Source organism: Microbacterium sp. (genome assembly GCF_043427715.1).
Classification (GTDB): Bacteria; Actinomycetota; Actinomycetes; order Actinomycetales; family Microbacteriaceae; genus Microbacterium.
Map to the genome: position 1 here is coordinate 18,892 of NZ_JBHWTD010000052.1, position 17,394 is coordinate 36,285.

The following is a 17,394-nucleotide window of genomic DNA, read 5'->3' on the forward strand; positions in this document are numbered from 1 at the left end:
GTTCATCCTTCCTCGACGGTGCGGAGCGCGCTCTCCGTCGGTGTGCGACGCGATGCCGCGAGCGCGATCGCCGTGAGTGCCGCCGCGCTCACGAGGAATCCGCCGACGCACAGCAGCAGGATTCCCGCATCCGCCGTGTATGCCGGTGCGACGGTGGACCCGGTGAAGGGTCGCAGGTCGACGGCGGCCATGACCACGAGCGGGATGAGCGCACCGAAGGCCGCCCCCGCCACGAGCGCGGCGGTGGCGGGCGGGCCGACCTCCCACACGACGAGGTCGCGTGCGACCCGACGTGGTGCGCCGAGCGTGCGCAGCAGCGCTACGACGCGTCGCCGCGGGCCCGAACCGAGCACGAGCGTCATGGCGATCGCGAAAGAGGCCAGGAGCGCCGCGACCGCTGTCGCCACCGTCAGCGCGGTCCGCACGCCCTGAACCGCGGGTCCGGATCGGGTCTCCGCGTCGACCTGGGCGACCGATTCGATGCGCGCGGCGGGGCTGACGACACCGCGGACGGCGTCGGAGACTTCAGCGGGGGAAGCTCCGACGTCGAGCCCCACAAGCACGGTCCGATCGGAGGGATCCTTGCCGAGGACCTCTTCTGCCACTCCCGCGTCGATCGCCACCCAGTTCTCGCGGGACCCGGTCGGCGATGGCCCACGCGTCACGCCGACGACCTCTACGGGTGTGGTGTCGACGCGCACGACATCGGCGTCGCCGATCGCGTCCGCCACCGGGCCGGAGGCGATGATGGGCACCGCATCCGTCGACGGGAGATCCAGCGCGACGCCGGGCGGAAGGAGGCCCGGCCCGTCACCCTGCACCTCCCGCACCGCGTCGGACTCGATGACGAACACGGCCGTGGCGATGTCGACCCCGTCCATCTCCAGACGCGCCGTCTCCGCGCCGGAGATGCCGGCGACACCGGAGACTCCGGCGACGGCACGCAGGTGGTCGAGCTGTGCCGCGGTGAACAGCGGTCCGGTGATGCGCACATCCGATCCGACCCGCGCACGCGAGGCCTCTTCGCCGCCGGCGTCGAGGACGGAGAGGAGGATGCCGCTGGAGACCGCGACCGACACCCCGACGACGAGCGCGAGGACCGGAGTCGCGCCGATCGTCGGTTCGCGGAGGGCGCGCGCTGCGCCGAGGAAACCGCTGACCTCGCTGCTGCGACGTGCACGCACCAGGAGGCCCCGCAGCGGCAGCGGATAGAGACGCAGGGTGAGGACGCATGCCGCGAGCGCCAGGAGGAGGGGCACGGCGGCAAGCAGCAGGTCGACCCCGTCGGTGTAGCCCCGTACGGCGAGGAGGACGAGGGAGATGGCCGCGAGAGCGATCACCGTCCCCTTGAGGAGGAGTCGTGAGCGGGACCCGCGGGTGCCGAGGTCCGCCCTCGCGGCGCGCTCGGCTGCTGCCGGAGCGAGCGCGGCGAGGATGCCGACGGGGGCGAGTCCCACCGCCGCTGCCGGGAGGAACGCGACCAGGGGCGTCGCGGGTCCCCCCGTGACAAGACCGACGGCTGCGGTCACGGCGATCGTTGCGGCTGCGGGCAGCACGGCCCACACAATGCCCTCGGTGACGAGCAGTCCGCGCAACTGCGCGTGGGACGCCCCGCGCGCAGACAGCAGCCGCAGGGCGGGGCGACGCGCCTCGAGCACGATGCGGCAGGCCAGGACGAGGACCGCGATCGACACCCCGGCGGGACCGGCGACGAGCATCGCGATCACGCCCAGCGTCGAACGCTGCTGTCCGAGCGCCTGTTCGATCTCGGCGGTCATCGCCGCCTCGAATCGCACGCCGAGGATGCCGGGACCGTCGGCGCTCTGCCCGAACACCTGGCCGACGGAGGTGAGCCCTCGCAGCGCCGCGACCGCGGCCTCCGCGTCGATGCCACTCGCATCGACGGGGAACCATGCGTCCGTTCGGGACGCCACCGTGTCGAAGCCCGCAAGATCCGCCAGCGCGGCGGGGTTCGCGAAGCCGGTCGCGGTGACCTCCCGCGGCGCGTTGCCGTCGTCGAAGACGTGGGGCTCGAGGATCGAGGGCGCGTGCACCCAGAACTCGCCGTCCGGGTCTCTCGGGACGAAGATCGCGACGAGTGTGATCTCGACGTCGCCATCGACGGTCTCCGTGACGCGGGTCTCCCCCACCGTCCACTCCATCTGTGTCGCCGTCGACTCGGAGAGCGCGATCTCCCACCTGCCGCCCGGGGACGGACGTAGGGGAAGCCGCCCATCGACGAGGTCGATCTCGTCCTCGTAGCCGGGCGAGAAGGCGAATGAGATCAGCCTCGTCCGCGGGTCGACGCTGAGCGGCATGTCTTGCACCCGAGCGACCGCCCGCACGGGCGAGAGCAGCGAGGGCAAGGGCTCCGCCGCTGTGGAGCGGACCTGCTCACCGGCCGCGAGGAATCTCGCCCAGACCTCCTCGGCGGTGGCATCCGGCTCCGACGAGCCGACCTGCGGGATGCCCAACGTGGTGGATGTCACATCGCGCACGGTCGCTGACAGACCGTCCACCCGGTCTCGCACTGTCGCGTCAGCGAGCTGGATCAGCGCGACGGGCGCGAGGCCCGCGAGGAGGGACAGCACCAGGGTCAGCAGGGCGAGCGCCGCGCCACCGGCGGCGCGAGCCTGGAGGTGCCGGCGGATCAGCGCGGCCGTCGACCACCGCGCGCTCATCGTGCGTCCTCCCCGACCATCGCGTGTCGTGCGCGGCGCGCGGCGCCTCCCGCCGCGGCCCCGACGACGACGATCAGACCGATCACGAGAGCCGCCCCTGCCGCGGCCAGGCCGCCGCCCTCGAAGGCGACCACTCCGCTGACGGCGCCCAGGCCCGGCGTCGTCGCCTGGATGAGCGGCGGCACGATGAGAGCCGACCCGACTGCCCCGGCAACCGCGCCGAGGGCAACGGCGAGGAGGAGGACGACCGTGAGCTCCGTCGCGCGCATCCGCGCCTGCTGACGCGCGGTCACCCCCAGCGCTCGAAGGATCCCCAGGTCGGGATGCCGCGCGTGTGCGAGAGTCCGAGAGATCGCCAGAGCGCCGATGACGGCCAGAACCACCGTCCCCGCCACGGCAACCCACCACGCCCCGGTCAACGCGCCCACGATCGCGGTGCCCGGTCCTGGCTGAGCGGTTCGGACCGCCCTGTCGCCGAGCGCGGCGCTGACCGCCCCGGCTGCCCCCGGCGCGGCGTCCAGCCAGACGGAATTCGGCGGGACGACCGAGGTGCCGCGCTGGAGTTGCGAGACCAGGAGCGATTCGAGCGGTGCGAAGACGGCGAGATCTGTCGACGAACCGGGGATCGCGGAGAGGATCCGATCGACGACGGCGTCGACGCGTCGACCGCTCCCCTCGTAACGGAGAGAGAAAGTGTCGCCCGTGACGAGGCCGAGTCGTTCCGCGAAGGCAGACGTGACGCCGACGGGCAGCGCCGACGACGCGTCGCCGGCAGCGGCCCAGAGCAGCGACTGCGGACCCCCCGCCACCACTGACGTCTCGCCAGGAGTCGACACGGTGTCGCCGCCGACGGCGACGAGTTCGCTGACGGACACGGTGGCCTCTCGCGTCCCGACCCCCGGTCCCGTGCCGGCGACCAGGGCGAGAACACGCCAGGGCGCTGCGCCCGGCGGGAGCGCCGCCTCGGCGTTGAGGCGCACACCGCCCGGAACGGGCTCGGGATCGCCGAACCGCAGAGCGATGGTCGCGGGGACGCCGCCGGCGTCGATGACGATCGCAGACAGTCTCACTGCGGGAAGTGCAACGCCCTGCACCGGCGCCCGGCCCTGGACGTCGATGCCACCTCTCACGTGAGCCTCGTCTTGCACCGTGGGGGGACCCGTCACCAGAGCCTCGACGCGGATCCCGGAGGCGCCGTCGCCGAGACCGGGAGCCGCTCCCGGTGTGCTCATCGCCTCGAGGGACGCACTCGCCGATCCGTCGACCATGACACCCGGCACCGCTGCGGGGAGCGCGATGAGCTCCGCGGACGATGACCCCACCTCGACCGGCTGGATGAGCGCGCCCGCCGCGGCCCGGACTCCGGGAACACCGCGGGCGATCTGCACGAGCTCGGTAGAGGCGGATTGCGGCGCCAGATCGACGCGGACGGGAGCCCCCGCACGCACCGCCGCGGCCGTCGTCGCCTCCGCACGCCACGTGGCGCCGTACGCCGAAGCGAACACGACGCTGCCGGCCGCCAACGAGACGAGAACCACAGCCGCCCCGAAGACCGGCAGCCGACGCGAGACCTGCCGGGCCGGCAGCACCCAGCCGAGACCACGCCGACGACCGCGCGGCGCAGCCCACGCCACCACGACGGCACCGAAGGCTGCCAGCGCGACCACCGCGGCCGCCGCAAGGATCACGGCGGGTGCGATCGCGACCACCGGGTCGGCGCGCCCGGGCTCTGCCTGCGGCAGCTGCCAGATGACGAGGATGGACGACAGGACGATGACGACGACGCCGAGGAGGGAGCCGACGGTGCGGGCCCGCGCGGTGCTCGTCCGACCGCCCCCGCCGACGGCGACGACGTACACGCCTACCAGAACGACGGCGGCGGGGAGGAGAGCGAACCCCACCGCGGCCAGGGAATCGAGGGGAACGCCCGTCGCGAGGGACACCCCGAGCCCGAGGAGGAGCCCGACGCCGACGCCGACCGTGACGAGGACGGCGCCCTCGGCGAGATCGACGCTCCTCGCCTGGAAGCGGGACAGCCCGCGCGCACGGAGCGTGGCGTCCTCGCGTTCGCGCGCGATCGAGACCAGACGCGCGACCTGGGCCAACGCGGCCGCGCCCACCAGCACCACGACGACGACGAGTGCGGGCGCGGCGGCAACCAGTCCGGCGACGCCCACGGCGCTCTCATCCGCGTGGACCGCGGGATCGACACCGGCAGGCGGCAACGGGACGACGGCCGCACGCTGGAGCCACGTCACGGTCACGACGATCGTGGCCACCGCCACGGCCGCCGTCAGCGACGACAGCAGGAGGAGAGGCCGCTGGGCCCTGGCCCTCGCGCGCGCGAGTCGCAGCAGACCACGCACACGGAGGTCGGACATCGGATCGGCCCTCCGCGGCTGTCAGCGTGACGTGGTCTCTGCCAACCTAACCGACGGCAATCGACCCGCACCGCTACACCACAGACGGGCCGCAGGCGCGACGCGTCTCGCGGTCAGTGCGCGTGGGTGGTGTGCTGGGGGATGCCGCGTCGGGGCCGTCGTGACCGTGACCGCGCAGGCGTCCGATCAGCAGGATGACGCCGACGATGATGAGGCCGACGACGAAGCCTGCGATCGCCGAGACGACGGTCTCCCCGATCCAGACGATCACCCCGCCCAGGTCATGCAGGAGGTGCTCCACCCCGTGGAGAAGATCGGTCGTGATCGTCAGACCGACCTCGCCGAGGTTCTCGAGCAGGAGGTGACCCCCGACCCAGAGCATGGCGACCGTGCCGATGATGCTGATCGCTCGGAAGACCGCCGGCATGGAGAGGACGATGCGCGCGCCGTTGTGGCGGACGCGACGCACCGGGCTCTTCGCCATCCGCAACCCGATGTCGTCGATCTTGACCAGCAGGGCGACCGCCCCGTAGACGATGCCGGTCATGAGCAGAGCGATGACCGCCAGGATCGCCAGCGTCTGCCAGATATCCATGCCCTCTTCGAGGTTGGACAGCGAGATGAGCATGATCTCGCTGGAGAGGATGAGGTCTGTGCGGATCGCGCCGAACACCAGCTTCTTCTCGTCGCGGGCGCCCTCGTCCTTGTGACCGTGCGAGAAGCCGAACCACTCCAGCACCTTCTCGGCCCCCTCGTAGCACAGGAAGGCGCCTCCGATGATGAGGAGGTACGGCAGGACATCCGGGGCGAACTCCGTCAGGAGCAGCGCGATCGGGATGATGATGAGGAACTTGTTGGCGATCGAGCCCAGGGCGATCTTGCCGACCACGGGGAGTTCGCGTGCGGGCGTGATGCCCTGCACGTACTGCGGCGTCACAGCGGCGTCGTCGATCACGACACCGGCGGACTTCGCCGACGCTTTGAGCGCAGCGCTCAGGATGTCGTCGACGACGGCGAGCAGACCAACGGACATTCGACTCCTCCGGGACGGTGACGCGCTTCGCGCCGCGGATCAACAGTAGGCCACGTCACCCGTAGAACAGCGACTCGAACGCCCGCCGCGCTCGCCGGGCGGTCCGCAGCCAGTCCTCCTCGACCTGTGTGGCCGAGCGGGGCGCATACTCCAGCAGACGGCCGATACCGTCGAGCTTCCCCCGGTCGGTGGGCAGCACGTCACTCGTGTGACCCGACAGGAGGGTGTTCGCCGAGCGGAGTCTGCTCGCCAGCCACCACGCCTCCGAGAGTCGCTGAGCCGCGGCATCCTGCACCAGACCCGCCCCACGGGCGGCCTCGAGGGCGGCCGTCGTGGAGGTCGTGCGCAGGCCCTCGACGTCGGCGGCGTACTGGAGCTGCCACAGCTGCACGAGCCATTCGACGTCGCTCAATCCACCCGGACCCAGCTTGAGGTGGCGGGAGCGGTCGACCCCCTGCGGCAGACGCTCGTTCTCGACGCGCGCCTTGATGCGTTTGATCTCGCGGAGCCCCTGCTCGTCCGGATCGATCGGATAGCGCACCTCGTCGGCGAGGGCCATGAACTTCGCGATCAGCTTCACGCTGCCGGCGACGCCCCGCGCCCGCAGGAGAGCCTGCGCCTCCCACGACAGCGACCATCTCCGGTAGTACTCGGCGTAGGCGTCGAGCGATCGCGCGAGCGGGCCGTTGCGCCCTTCCGGGCGGAGACCCGCATCGAGCTCGAACGGAGCGCGGTGGTCTTCGGAGTGTGTGCGCAGCGCGTGCACGATCTTGACCGACAGCTGCTGCGCACGCTGCGGGTCGACACCGTTCGGGTCGTACACGTACATGACGTCGGCGTCCGAACCGAAGCCGAGTTCTGCGCCGCCGAACCGGCCCATCGCGATGACGGCGAAGTCCATCGCATCGTCCTCGGGCGGGACGACCTCGCGCCAGACCGCGCGCAGCGTCGCCTGGATCGTCACCTCGCTGATGGAGGTGAGCCCGACCGCGAGTTCGGCGATCGTGATCTCTCCGAGGAGGGCGCCAAGCGCGAGGCGCAGGAGTTCTCGTCGCCGGAGCGCCCGGACCGACCGCATCGCGTCGGAGATCTGCTCGTGACGCGCCTGGATGGCTCGCGCCTCCTGCTGCAGGGCGAACCCGGTGCGGGGGCGCAGCTGCTCGGCGGAGTCGAGCCACGCGACGGCCTCGGGGATCCACTCCATCAGGTCGGCGGCGTAGCGCGAACCCGAGAGCACACGGGTGAGCCGCTCCGCGGCGCCCGACGAGTCGCGGAGCATGCGGAGGAACCAGGGGGTGTCGCCGAGCCGTTCGCTGATGCGCCGGAACGCGATGAGTCCCCCGTCCGGATCGACACCGTCGGCGAACCACCGGATCATCACCGGCATCAGGTGCCGCTGGATCGTCACCTTACGGCTGAGACCACTCGTGAGCGCGCCGATGTGACGCAGCGCACCGGCGGGGTCCCGGAAACCGATCGCGGCGAGGCGGTCGTGCGCCTGCGCCGACGACAGGGTCTGCTCGTCCGCCGGCAGCGCGGCGACGGCGGACAGGAGTGGCCGGTAGAACAGCCGCACGTGGATGTCACGCACCTGCTGCTTGATCGTCTCCCAGAGCGACCGGACGCCCGCGGCATCCGCGGCGACACCGGAGGCGCGCGCCAGCACCCGCAGCTCGTCCTCCTCCTCGGGCATGAGGTGCGTGCGCTGCAGACGTCGCAGCTGCAGACGATGCTCGAGCACGCGGAGCGTGCGGTAGTGCTGGCCGAAAGCCGCGGCATCCGCCCGCCCGATGTACCCCTCTGCGACGAGCGCGTCGAGCGCGGTGAGGGTGCCGCGCTGCCGGATGCGGTCATCGGCGAGGCCGTGGACGAGCTGCAGCAGCTGGACGGTGAACTCGACGTCGCGGATGCCGCCGGGGCCGAGCTTCAGCTGGCGCGGCACCTCGGCGGGCGGGATGTGGTCGGTGACGCGCTCGCGCATGCGCTGGACGCTGTCGACGAAGTTCTCCCGGGCGCTGCTGGTCCAGATCTTCGGAGCGACGGCATCGCAGTAGTCCTCGCCGAGGGCGATGTCGCCGGCGAGCGGGCGGGCCTTGAGGAGCGCCTGGAACTCCCAGCTCTTCGCCCACCGGTCGTAATACGACAGGTGCGAGTCGAGGGAGCGGACGAGCGCGCCCTGCTTGCCCTCCGGGCGGAGGTTCGGATCGACCTCCCACAGCGGCGGCTCCACCTCCACGTCGGCGATGCCCCTCATCGTCAGGGTCGCCAGCCGGGTGGCGATGTCGATCGCACGCCCCTCGGAAAGCTCCGTGCCCTCCGCCGCGCCGCCGACGAAGATCACGTCGACGTCGCTGACGTAGTTCAGCTCCCGGGCACCGGTCTTGCCCATCCCGATGATCGCGAGTCGCGTCTGGGCGACCTGCTCGCGGGGGAACAGTGCCGCAGCGCGGGTCCTCGCGGCACACAGCGCGGCGCCGAGCGCGGCGCCCGCGGCGTCTGCCAGCGCCGCCGCGACCGGTGCCAGCACGGCCGTCGGGTCGGGCGCGGACAGGTCGAAGGCGGCGATGCGCGCGATGAAGCGTCGGTAGCGCACGCGCAGGGCGACCCACGCCGACTCATCGGATGCCGCGGCGAAACCGTCCTGGGCAGCGACGGCCTCCTGCAGGCCATCCCGCATCTCCTCCGCGCTCGGGAGGCGCTCCCCCGCCCCCTTCAGCGCGTCGAGCTCGTCCGGATGCCGCAGGAAGAACTCAGCCAGCCCGCTCGAGGCTCCGAGGAGCAGCCACAGCACCCGCGGGGTCTCGCGCAGCGCGCGGCCGAGGGCCGCGGCATCCCGCCTCGCGATCCGCAGCGAGGCGTGGACGGCCCCGTCGGGGTCCGCCGCCTGCTCGGCACCGGCGACGAGCTGCTCCCGCGACAGCTCGACGAGCTCCGCCAGCTCGTCGAGAGCGGCGGAGGACGCCGTCAGGTCGGCGAAGCCCGCCCGCGCGAGGTCGGTGAGGGCCGCGCGCCGCTCGGTCGAGGCCATCGCCTCAGAGCATCTCGAGGTTCTTCTGGAGCTCGAACGGCGTCACCTGCGCGCGGTACTCCTGCCACTCGCGACGCTTGTTGAGCAGCACGTAGTTGAAGACCTGCTCGCCGAGGGTCTCGGCGACGAACTCCGACTCCTCCATGTACTCGAGCGCGTGGTCGAGGCTCGCCGGCAGCGATCCGTAGCCGAGCGCGCGCCGCTCCGCGTCGGTCAGCGACCACACGTTGTCCTCGGCCTCGGGCGGGAGCTCGTACTCCTCCTCGATCCCCTTGAGCCCCGCCGCGAGCATGAGGGCGTAGGCGAGGTACGGGTTCGCCGCGGAGTCGAGGGCGCGGTATTCCACGCGGGTCGACTGACCCTTGTTGGGCTTGTACATGGGCACCCGGACGAGGGCCGACCGGTTGTTGTGACCCCAGCAGATGAAGCTCGGCGCCTCGTCGCCGCCCCAGAGGCGCTTGTACGAGTTGACGAACTGGTTGGTGACCGCCGAGATCTCGTTGGCGTGCCGGAGGAGCCCGGCGATGAACTGCCGACCGACCTTGGAGAGCTGGTACTGAGCGCCCTCTTCGTAGAACGCGTTGACGTCACCTTCGAACAGCGACAGGTGCGTGTGCATGCCGCTTCCGGGCTGCCCGCCGAGGGGCTTCGGCATGAACGTGGCGTAGACGCCCTGCTCGATCGCGACTTCCTTGATGACCGTGCGGAAGGTCATGATGTTGTCCGCGGTGGCCAGGGCGTCCGCATACCGCAGATCGATCTCGTTCTGACCGGGCCCCGCCTCATGGTGGCTGTACTCGACGGAGATCCCGAGGTCTTCAAGCATGCGCACCGAGCGGCGACGGAAATCGTGCGCAGTGCCTCCGGGGACGTTGTCGAAGTACCCGGCGGAGTCGACCGGCTCGGGCCCGTTCGGGCCGACGGTCGAAGACTTGAGCAGGTAGAACTCGATCTCGGGGTGCGTGTAGAACGTGAACCCGGCGTCCGCGGCCTTCGCGAGCGTGCGCTTGAGCACGTTGCGGGGGTCGGCGACGGCGGGCTGCCCGTCGGGCGTCGTGATGTCGCAGAACATCCGCGCGGTCGGGTCGATCTCCCCGCGCCACGGCAGGATCTGGAACGTCGCGGGGTCGGGGTGCGCGAGCAGGTCCGACTCATAGGAGCGGGTGAGGCCCTCGATCGCCGATCCGTCGAACCCGAGTCCCTCGGCGAAGGCGCCCTCCACTTCGGCGGGCGCGATGGCCACCGATTTGAGGGTGCCGGTCACGTCGGTGAACCAGAGTCGGATGAACTTGACCCCTCGTTCCTCGATCGTCCTCAGAACGAAGTCACGCTGCTTGTCCATCGCATCCTTCCCCGCCGGTTGACTGCCAGACTATCGCCCCGCCACGAGCCCTCAGCCACGCGAAGCGGAAGATCCCCAGTTGTCGTCCTCGGCGTCGTCGGCGGCCCACTGCCGTGAACGCTCCGCCATGATCTCGGGGGCCCGGGCCGCCTCGGCCTCGGTCGCGAAAGGCCCGGCCCGGTCGACGGCGGGAGACTCGAAGCCTCGCTCGACCTTCTTCGTCGTGAGGTTGTACCAGTACTGCTCGTTCTCGCTCATGTCGGCCCTCCTCGGCCTCGGGGTCGTCCCATCCTACGAACCGGTGGTGGTGCGCGGTCTAGGCTCTTGACCATGACGAAGAGCGCCACCGCCGCCGTCGGCATCGACATCGGCGGGACCGGTATCAAGGGGGCTTTGGTCGATCTCTCCGACGGCCGCCTCCTCACCGATCGGATCAAGGTCCCCACTCCCAAGGGCGCCGAGCCCGACGACGTGCTGGGCGCGGTGCGGCAGGTGCTCGAGACGCTCGAGGTCACCGACGCCGATGTGCCGCTGGGCGTCGCCTTCCCCGCGATCGTGAAGAACGGTCGCACGATGTCCGCGGCCAACGTCGCGCAGACGTGGATCGGCTTCGAGGCGGAGGACTTCTTCGAGGAAGGCCTCGGCCGTGACATCCACTTCGCCAACGACGCGGATGTCGCCGGCGTCGCTGAGCTCCGCTACGGCGCGGCTCAAGACCGCAACGGGCTCGTCCTGCTGACGACGCTCGGCACCGGCATCGGCACCGCCATGATCTACAACGGCGTGCTCATCCCGAACACCGAGCTCGGCCACCTGCACCGCGCGAATCACAAGCGGGATGCCGAGGCGTGGGCCGCCTACTCGGCGATGGAGCGCGACGAGCTGGCGTGGGACGCGTGGGCGGAGCGCCTGCAGTGGTACTACAGCCACCTCGAGTTCCTCTTCAGCCCCGACCTGTTCGTCGTCGGCGGCGGTGTCTCCAAGCACGCCGACAAGTTCCTGCCGCTGCTCGACCTGCAGACGGAGATCGTACCGGCGGTGCACCGCAACAACGCGGGGATCATCGGCGCCGCGGCGCTCGCGCTCGCCGGTGAGAAGCCGGGCGCGCTGGACTCGATCACCGAGGACCTCGCAAGCCGCTCGACGCGCTGAGGCGCGCGTCGCCGGGCGAGAGGGCGAATGGGCCGGCCTGTACGCCGGGTTCTGTCCGGGGGCGTGCGCCCCGTGGACGGTCATCTCTCTCGGCGACACGTTGCCGTGCCGCTCCAGCGGCCTACCCGGGGACTCGGCGAGCCGCGTCAACATCCCCTGTCTGGCCTTGCTCCGGGCGAGGTTTACCGTGCGGGTCGTGTCACCACGACCCCGGTGGTCTCTTACACCACCCTTTCACCCTTACCCCGGTCGAAGACCGAGGCGGTCTGCTCTCTGTGGCACTGTCTCGCGGATCACTCCGGGTGGGTGTTACCCACCGCCCTGCCCTGTGGAGCCCGGACGTTCCTCGGTGCGGTCACCCGCAACGCGACCGTCCAGCCGACCCATTCGCATCCTCGAGTCTACGCGGGGCGCCGTCTCACGCTTTCCCGGCGTCCTCACGGATATGAAGGTCGAGCCGGAAGTCGAGCGGGAACTCGCCGAACAGCAGCCGGGTCGCGGCGTCCGCGGCATCCCGGACCGCCGCCGCGGCGGCATCCGCCTGCTCGAGAGGCGTGTGCACGATGATCTCGTCGTGGAGGAAGAAGGCGAGGTGCGCCTGCCGGCCGTGAAGGATGCCGGAGCGCGGCGCGGCCTGCGCGGGTGAGACCGGCGGCAGGGCGGCGAGCCGGGTGCGGACATCGGCGAGCCAGCACAGCGCCCACTCGGCGGCGGTGCCCTGCACGACGAAGTTGCGCGTGAAGCGGCCGCGGTCGCGCGCGGATCGCTGCGCGCGCGTGCGATCAGCGTCGGCGGCGTCCTGGTCGCCTGCCCGCCCCTGGAGCGCGTGCCACTCCGGCGGAGGCGGCGGGCTGGTGCGACCGAGCCAGGTCGAGACGACCCCGCCTTCCTCTCCGGTGCGGGCGGCCGCATCGACCAGGCCCATCGCCTTCGGGTAGGCGCGCCGGAGCGCCGGGACGAGACGGCCGCTGTCGCCGGTCGTCGCGCCGTACATCGCGCCGAGCATGGCGATCTTCGCGTCCTGCCGGGTGGGCATGACCCCACGGTCGACCATGCCCTGGTACAGATCGGTGCCGCGGGCGCTGCCGGCGAGGGCGGTGTCTCGCGACATCGCCGCAAGCACCCGCGGCTCGAGCTGCGCGACGTCCGCGACGACGAACGCCCAACCGGGGTCGGCGCGGACGGCGGGGCGCAGCTGCCGGGGCAGCTGCAGCGCGCCGCCGCCGGAGGACGCCCACCGGCCGGTGACCACACCGCCGGGCACGTAGACGGGCCGGAACCTCCCATCCGGCGCCCACTCCTCCCGCCAGGCCCAGCCGTTCGCGCTGAGCAGCCGCGTCGCTTTCTTGTAGGCGAGGAGCGGCTCAATGACGGGGTGGTCGTACTCTGCCAGCTCCCATTTGCTCGTGGATGCCGCGAGCACACCTGCCCGGTGGAGGGCGCGAAGCAATCGGGGCTGCGAGTCGAGACTCGCGGTGGCGTCGCCGAGTGCCGCGCGCACCTTCGCCGCCAGCTCCTCGACCCGAGAAGGGAGCCGCCCGGGCGCGGGACGGTCACCGAGAAGCTCCCGAAGGATGTCGTCGTGCACGTCGGCGTCCCACGGCACACCCGCCGCGTTCATCTCGACCGCGATCAGCGCACCCGCCGATTCGGCTGCCAGAAGCAGTCGGAGCGCCCCTGCACCGTTCGCCGATGCCTCACGCTGCCGCGTGAACTCGACCAGCGCCGCCTCGATGCCGTGCGGGACCGCCGCCGTCGAGCCGGTGTCCCCCTCCAGCTCGAACAGCGCAGCGCCCCCGTCGGGAGCCGCCGCAGCGGGAGCGTCCCACTCCCCCGCCGCCCGCAGAGCCGCGGCGTCAGACACCGCCGCGCTGTCACGGAGGATCGCATGGCAGAGTCGCAGGTCGTGGCAGCGCGCGACGCGGACACCGGCGGCGACCAGCGGCACGTACCAGTGCGACGCGTCGCTCCACACCCAGCGGAGGTCGGTGACCGTCGCGGCGATGGATGCCGGCAGGTCGGCGCGCGGCATCCGGCGCCGTTCGAGCACGGCACCGTCCGACCCGAGGAAGACGGTCGAGACCGCGCCCTCGCCGTCCTCGCCGAGAACGACCCAGACGGCGCCCTCCGGCGCCGCCGCCACGGTCATCGGATCACAGGCCGGAGTCTTCGCCGCGCACCAGAATCGCGCCGCACTCGGGGCACATCACGACGTCGTCTTCGCTCGCGGCGCGGACGACGTTCAGGTCGGTGCCGGAGAGCACCATGCGGCACGCTCCGCAGGTGCGCCGCTGGAGCAGACCGGCACCGACGCCTCGTGCGGCGAGACGCTCGTAGGCGGAGAGGAGCGCGGCGGGGAGGTCGGCCGTGAGCGCTGCACGGTCACGCGTCGCGGCATCGATGCGTGCCGTCGCCGCGGCGACCGCAGCCTTGCCCTCGGCGCTCAGCCGGGCGCCCTCGTCGTTGGTCGCCGCGATGAGGGCCTCCTGGGCCTCGATCTCGCGCCCGACCACATCGAGCCGCTCCATGACGTCGAGCTCTGCGTCTTCGAGGTCGCTCTTGCGCTTGGCGAGCGAGGCGATCTCATGCTCGAGACCCTGCGCTTCCTTCGAATTGGTGGATGCAGCCAGCCTCTCCGCGTCCCGAGCGCTGCGCGCGTCCACCAGCGCGACATCGGATTCGATGCGGGAGAGCTCCGCCTGCGCATCGTCACGGACCCCGAGGAGACGGGTCAGCTCGGTCGACTGCGTCGCGCGCACCGCCAGGAGCTCCTTCACCCGTGCAGACTGTGCCGGGTTCGCCCGGGCTGCCTCCGCTCGGCGCAGCTCCTCATCGAGGGCGGCGAGGTCGAGCAGTCGGGCCTGATCTGCGGGTGCGGCTTTCACGTGGGCCCTGCCGGGATCGAACCGACGACATCCACGGTGTAAACGTGGCGCTCTACCAGCTGAGCTAAAGGCCCTGGTGCCTCCAGTCTACGAGGCGGCGGCGGGGCGATCGGGTAACCCGTCGCCCCGTCTTCTCCACGGCGGCACCGGCCCGCCCGGAATGGGTAGGCTGAGGACAAGCGAGTTGTGTGAGGCGGACAAGCCCGCGCTCGTTTCACCCCCTCATTCCTGGCACGATCTGCCAGGCGACGAAAGGCCTCTTGTGACTGTCAACGATCAGGATCCGTACTCGCAGGGCCCGCAGGACAGCGACCCCGAAGAGACGTCAGAGTGGCAGGAATCCCTCCAGCAGCTCGTTGATGCACGGGGAGCCGGCCGCGGCCGCGAGATCATGCTGAGCCTGTTGCAGCGCTCCCGCGAGCTGCACCTGAACGTGCCGCAGGTGCCGACCACCGACTACATCAACACGATCGCTCCCGAGAACGAGCCCGCCTTCCCCGGCGATGAGGAGCTCGAGCGCCGCTACCGCCGCTGGATCCGCTGGAACGCCGCCATCACGGTGCACCGCGCTCAGCGTCCCGGCATCGGGGTCGGCGGTCACATCTCCACCTACGCGTCATCGGCGGCGCTCTACGAAGTCGGCTTCAACCACTTCTTCCGCGGCCCCGACCACGAAAGCGGCGGCGACCAGATCTTCTTCCAGGGACACGCCTCCCCCGGCATGTACGCCCGCTCGTACCTCGAGGGCGGACTCTCCGCCACGCAGCTCGACGGCTTCCGCCAGGAGGCCTCCGCCGCCCCGAACGGTCTGCCGTCGTACCCGCACCCGCGCCTGATGCAGGACTACTGGCAGTTCCCGACCGTCTCGATGGGCCTCGGCCCCATCAACGCCATCTACCAGGCGATGACGAACAAGTACTTGACCAACCGCGGCATCAAGGATGTCTCCGACGGCCACGTGTGGGCCTTCCTCGGCGACGGCGAGATGGACGAGGTCGAGAGCCGCGGTCAGCTCCAGGTCGCCGCCAACGAGGGTCTCGACAACCTGACCTTCGTCGTCAACTGCAACCTGCAGCGCCTGGACGGTCCCGTCCGTGGCAACGGAAAGATCGTTCAGGAGCTGGAGAGCTTCTTCCGCGGCGCAGGCTGGAACGTCATCAAGGTCGTCTGGGGCCGTGAGTGGGACGACCTCCTCGCCCGTGACTCGGAGGGCGCCCTCCGCAACCTCATGAACGTCACCCCCGACGGCGACTTCCAGACCTACAAGGCCGAGAGTGGCGCCTTCGTGCGTGAGCACTTCTTCGGCCGCGACGAGCGCGCAGCCGCCCTGGTCAAGGACTACTCCGACGAGCAGATCTGGAACCTCAAGCGTGGCGGCCACGACTACCGCAAGGTGTTCGCGGCCTACAAGGCGGCCATGGAGCACAAGGGCCAGCCCACCGTCATCCTCGCCAAGACGGTCAAGGGCTACGGCCTCGGTCCGCACTTCGAGGGACGCAACGCGACCCACCAGATGAAGAAGATGACCCTCGACGACCTGCGTCTGTTCCGCGACCAGATGCAGATCCCGGTCACCGACGCACAGCTCGAGGAGAACCCCTACGAGCCGCCGTACTACCACCCGGGTGCCGGCGACGAGACGATCGAGTACATGATCGAGCGTCGTCGCGCGCTCGGCGGCACGCTCCCCCAGCGCCGCAGCAAGTACACCTCACTGAACCTGCCCGACGACAGCGTCTACGCGCTGCCGAAGAAGGGCTCCGGCACGCAGGAGGTCGCCACCACGATGGCGTTCGTCCGACTGCTGAAGGACCTCCTGCGGGCGAAGGACTTCGGCAACCGGATCGTCCCGATCATCCCCGACGAAGCGCGCACGTTCGGCATGGACGCGTACTTCCCGACGGCGAAGATCTACAACCCGAACGGCCAGAACTACACCTCGGTCGACCGCGAGCTGCTCCTGGCCTACAAGGAGAGCCCGCAGGGCCAGATCATGCACGTGGGCATCAACGAGGCCGGCGCCCTCGCCGCGTTCACCGGTGTCGGCACGTCGTACGCGACCCACGGCGAGCCGCTGATCCCGGTGTACGTCTTCTACTCGATGTTCGGCTTCCAGCGCACCGGCGACGCCCAGTGGGCTGCGGGCGACCAGATGGCGCGCGGCTTCATCATCGGCGCGACCGCCGGGCGGACAACCCTCACCGGTGAAGGCCTCCAGCACGCCGACGGCCACTCGCACCTGCTCGCGTCCACGAACCCCGCAACGGTCTCCTACGACCCGGCCTACGGGTACGAGATCGCCCACATCGTGCAGTCGGGCATCGAGCGCATGTACGGCGGCGAGCACGAGGACCCGAACGTCATGTACTACATCACCGTGTACAACGAGCCGATCGTCCAGCCCAAGGAGCCCGAGGATGTCGACGTGGACGGGATCGTTCGCGGCATCCACCGCGTCTCGGTGGGCGAGGGCGACGGGCACCGTGCCCAGATCCTCGCTTCCGGCGTGGGCCTGGCGTGGGCGCACGAGGCACAGAAGCTCCTCAAGGAGGACTGGGGCGTCGTCGCCGACGTGTGGTCGGTCACCAGCTGGACGGAGCTGCGCCGTGACGGCCTCGCCGTCGACGAGCACAACTTCCTGCACCCGACCGAAGAGCCGCGCACCGCGTACATCACGGACAAGCTCGCCGGCTCCGAGGGCCCGATCGTCGCGGTCAGCGACTTCATGCACGCCGTGCAGGACCAGATCCGTCCTTGGGTCCAGCACGACGTCTGGACGCTCGGAGCCGACGGTTTCGGGTTCTCCGACACGCGTGCCGCCGCACGACGCTTCTTCAAGATCGACGGGCCGTCGATCGCCGTGCGTGCCCTCCAGGCGCTCGCGCAGCAGGT

10 protein-coding genes, 1 tRNA gene and 1 other RNA gene are annotated in these 17,394 nt (G+C 70.8%); 2 read left to right on the forward strand and 10 right to left on the reverse strand.

The annotated features are described in order from the left end of the window. Positions 1-2: 2 nt before the first annotated feature. The 6 genes from ACHFGS_RS05515 to ACHFGS_RS05540 all read right to left on the reverse strand — a co-directional run bounded on the left by ACHFGS_RS05515 (position 3) and on the right by ACHFGS_RS05540 (position 10,723). The gene (locus tag ACHFGS_RS05515) at positions 3-2,681 is read right to left on the reverse strand and encodes an FtsX-like permease family protein (RefSeq protein WP_394289256.1); all 2,679 of its coding nucleotides are present in this window, start codon (positions 2,679-2,681) and stop codon (positions 3-5) included. Beyond that, positions 2,678-5,062, reverse strand: coding sequence for an FtsX-like permease family protein (locus tag ACHFGS_RS05520; RefSeq protein WP_394289257.1), 2,385 nt, complete (start codon positions 5,060-5,062; stop codon positions 2,678-2,680). Before ACHFGS_RS05520 ends, ACHFGS_RS05515 begins: the two co-directional genes overlap by 4 nt. Positions 5,063-5,135: 73 nt before the next feature. After that, complete coding sequence (locus ACHFGS_RS05525) at positions 5,136-6,095, reverse strand: DUF808 family protein (protein WP_394278684.1); 960 nt, start codon at positions 6,093-6,095, stop codon at positions 5,136-5,138. A 55-nt stretch (positions 6,096-6,150) separates the two neighbouring features. Beyond that, positions 6,151-9,123, reverse strand: coding sequence for a bifunctional [glutamine synthetase] adenylyltransferase/[glutamine synthetase]-adenylyl-L-tyrosine phosphorylase (locus ACHFGS_RS05530; protein WP_394278743.1), 2,973 nt, complete (start codon positions 9,121-9,123; stop codon positions 6,151-6,153). 4 nt (positions 9,124-9,127) lie between these two features. After that, a complete protein-coding gene (gene glnA / locus ACHFGS_RS05535) occupies positions 9,128-10,465 on the reverse strand; it encodes a type I glutamate--ammonia ligase (RefSeq protein ID WP_394289258.1) in 1,338 nt (445 codons plus the stop codon). Between the two features lie 51 nt (positions 10,466-10,516). Then, entirely contained in the window at positions 10,517-10,723 is a 207-nt protein-coding gene (locus ACHFGS_RS05540) for an SPOR domain-containing protein (RefSeq protein ID WP_394289259.1), read from the reverse strand. Between the two features lie 72 nt (positions 10,724-10,795). Between ACHFGS_RS05540 and ppgK the strand changes: the two genes are divergently transcribed. After that, the gene (gene ppgK, locus ACHFGS_RS05545) at positions 10,796-11,617 is read left to right on the forward strand and encodes a polyphosphate--glucose phosphotransferase (protein WP_394289260.1); all 822 of its coding nucleotides are present in this window, start codon (positions 10,796-10,798) and stop codon (positions 11,615-11,617) included. 24 nt (positions 11,618-11,641) lie between these two features. Here ppgK and rnpB read toward each other — a convergent pair. The 4 genes from rnpB to ACHFGS_RS05565 form a co-directional block, all read right to left on the reverse strand. Next, positions 11,642-12,003, reverse strand: an RNA gene (gene rnpB, locus ACHFGS_RS05550) — RNase P RNA component class A. Between the two features lie 32 nt (positions 12,004-12,035). Continuing rightward, positions 12,036-13,766, reverse strand: coding sequence for a bifunctional 3'-5' exonuclease/DNA polymerase (locus tag ACHFGS_RS05555; RefSeq protein WP_394289261.1), 1,731 nt, complete (start codon positions 13,764-13,766; stop codon positions 12,036-12,038). 4 nt (positions 13,767-13,770) lie between these two features. After that, complete coding sequence (locus tag ACHFGS_RS05560; protein WP_394278573.1) at positions 13,771-14,502, reverse strand: zinc ribbon domain-containing protein; 732 nt, start codon at positions 14,500-14,502, stop codon at positions 13,771-13,773. A 1-nt stretch (position 14,503) separates the two neighbouring features. Then, a tRNA-Val gene (locus tag ACHFGS_RS05565) sits at positions 14,504-14,576 on the reverse strand. Positions 14,577-14,764: 188 nt separating this feature from the next. Here ACHFGS_RS05565 and aceE point away from each other — a divergent pair. Continuing rightward, positions 14,765-17,394: pyruvate dehydrogenase (acetyl-transferring), homodimeric type (gene aceE, locus ACHFGS_RS05570; RefSeq protein WP_394289262.1), on the forward strand; the 2,630-nt coding region annotated here is incomplete at its 3' end.

Coding starts and splice junctions, on each gene's coding strand:
- ACHFGS_RS05520 (WP_394289257.1), bottom strand. CDS start 5,062: ATGTCCGACCTCCGTGTGCGTGGTCTGCTGCGACTCGCGCGCGCGAGG.
- ACHFGS_RS05515 (WP_394289256.1), bottom strand. CDS start 2,681: ATGAGCGCGCGGTGGTCGACGGCCGCGCTGATCCGCCGGCACCTCCAG.
- ACHFGS_RS05525 (WP_394278684.1), bottom strand. CDS start 6,095: ATGTCCGTTGGTCTGCTCGCCGTCGTCGACGACATCCTGAGCGCTGCG.
- ACHFGS_RS05555 (WP_394289261.1), bottom strand. CDS start 13,766: ATGACCGTGGCGGCGGCGCCGGAGGGCGCCGTCTGGGTCGTTCTCGGC.
- ppgK (WP_394289260.1), top strand. CDS start 10,796: ATGACGAAGAGCGCCACCGCCGCCGTCGGCATCGACATCGGCGGGACC.
- glnA (WP_394289258.1), bottom strand. CDS start 10,465: ATGGACAAGCAGCGTGACTTCGTTCTGAGGACGATCGAGGAACGAGGG.
- ACHFGS_RS05540 (WP_394289259.1), bottom strand. CDS start 10,723: ATGAGCGAGAACGAGCAGTACTGGTACAACCTCACGACGAAGAAGGTC.
- ACHFGS_RS05530 (WP_394278743.1), bottom strand. CDS start 9,123: ATGGCCTCGACCGAGCGGCGCGCGGCCCTCACCGACCTCGCGCGGGCG.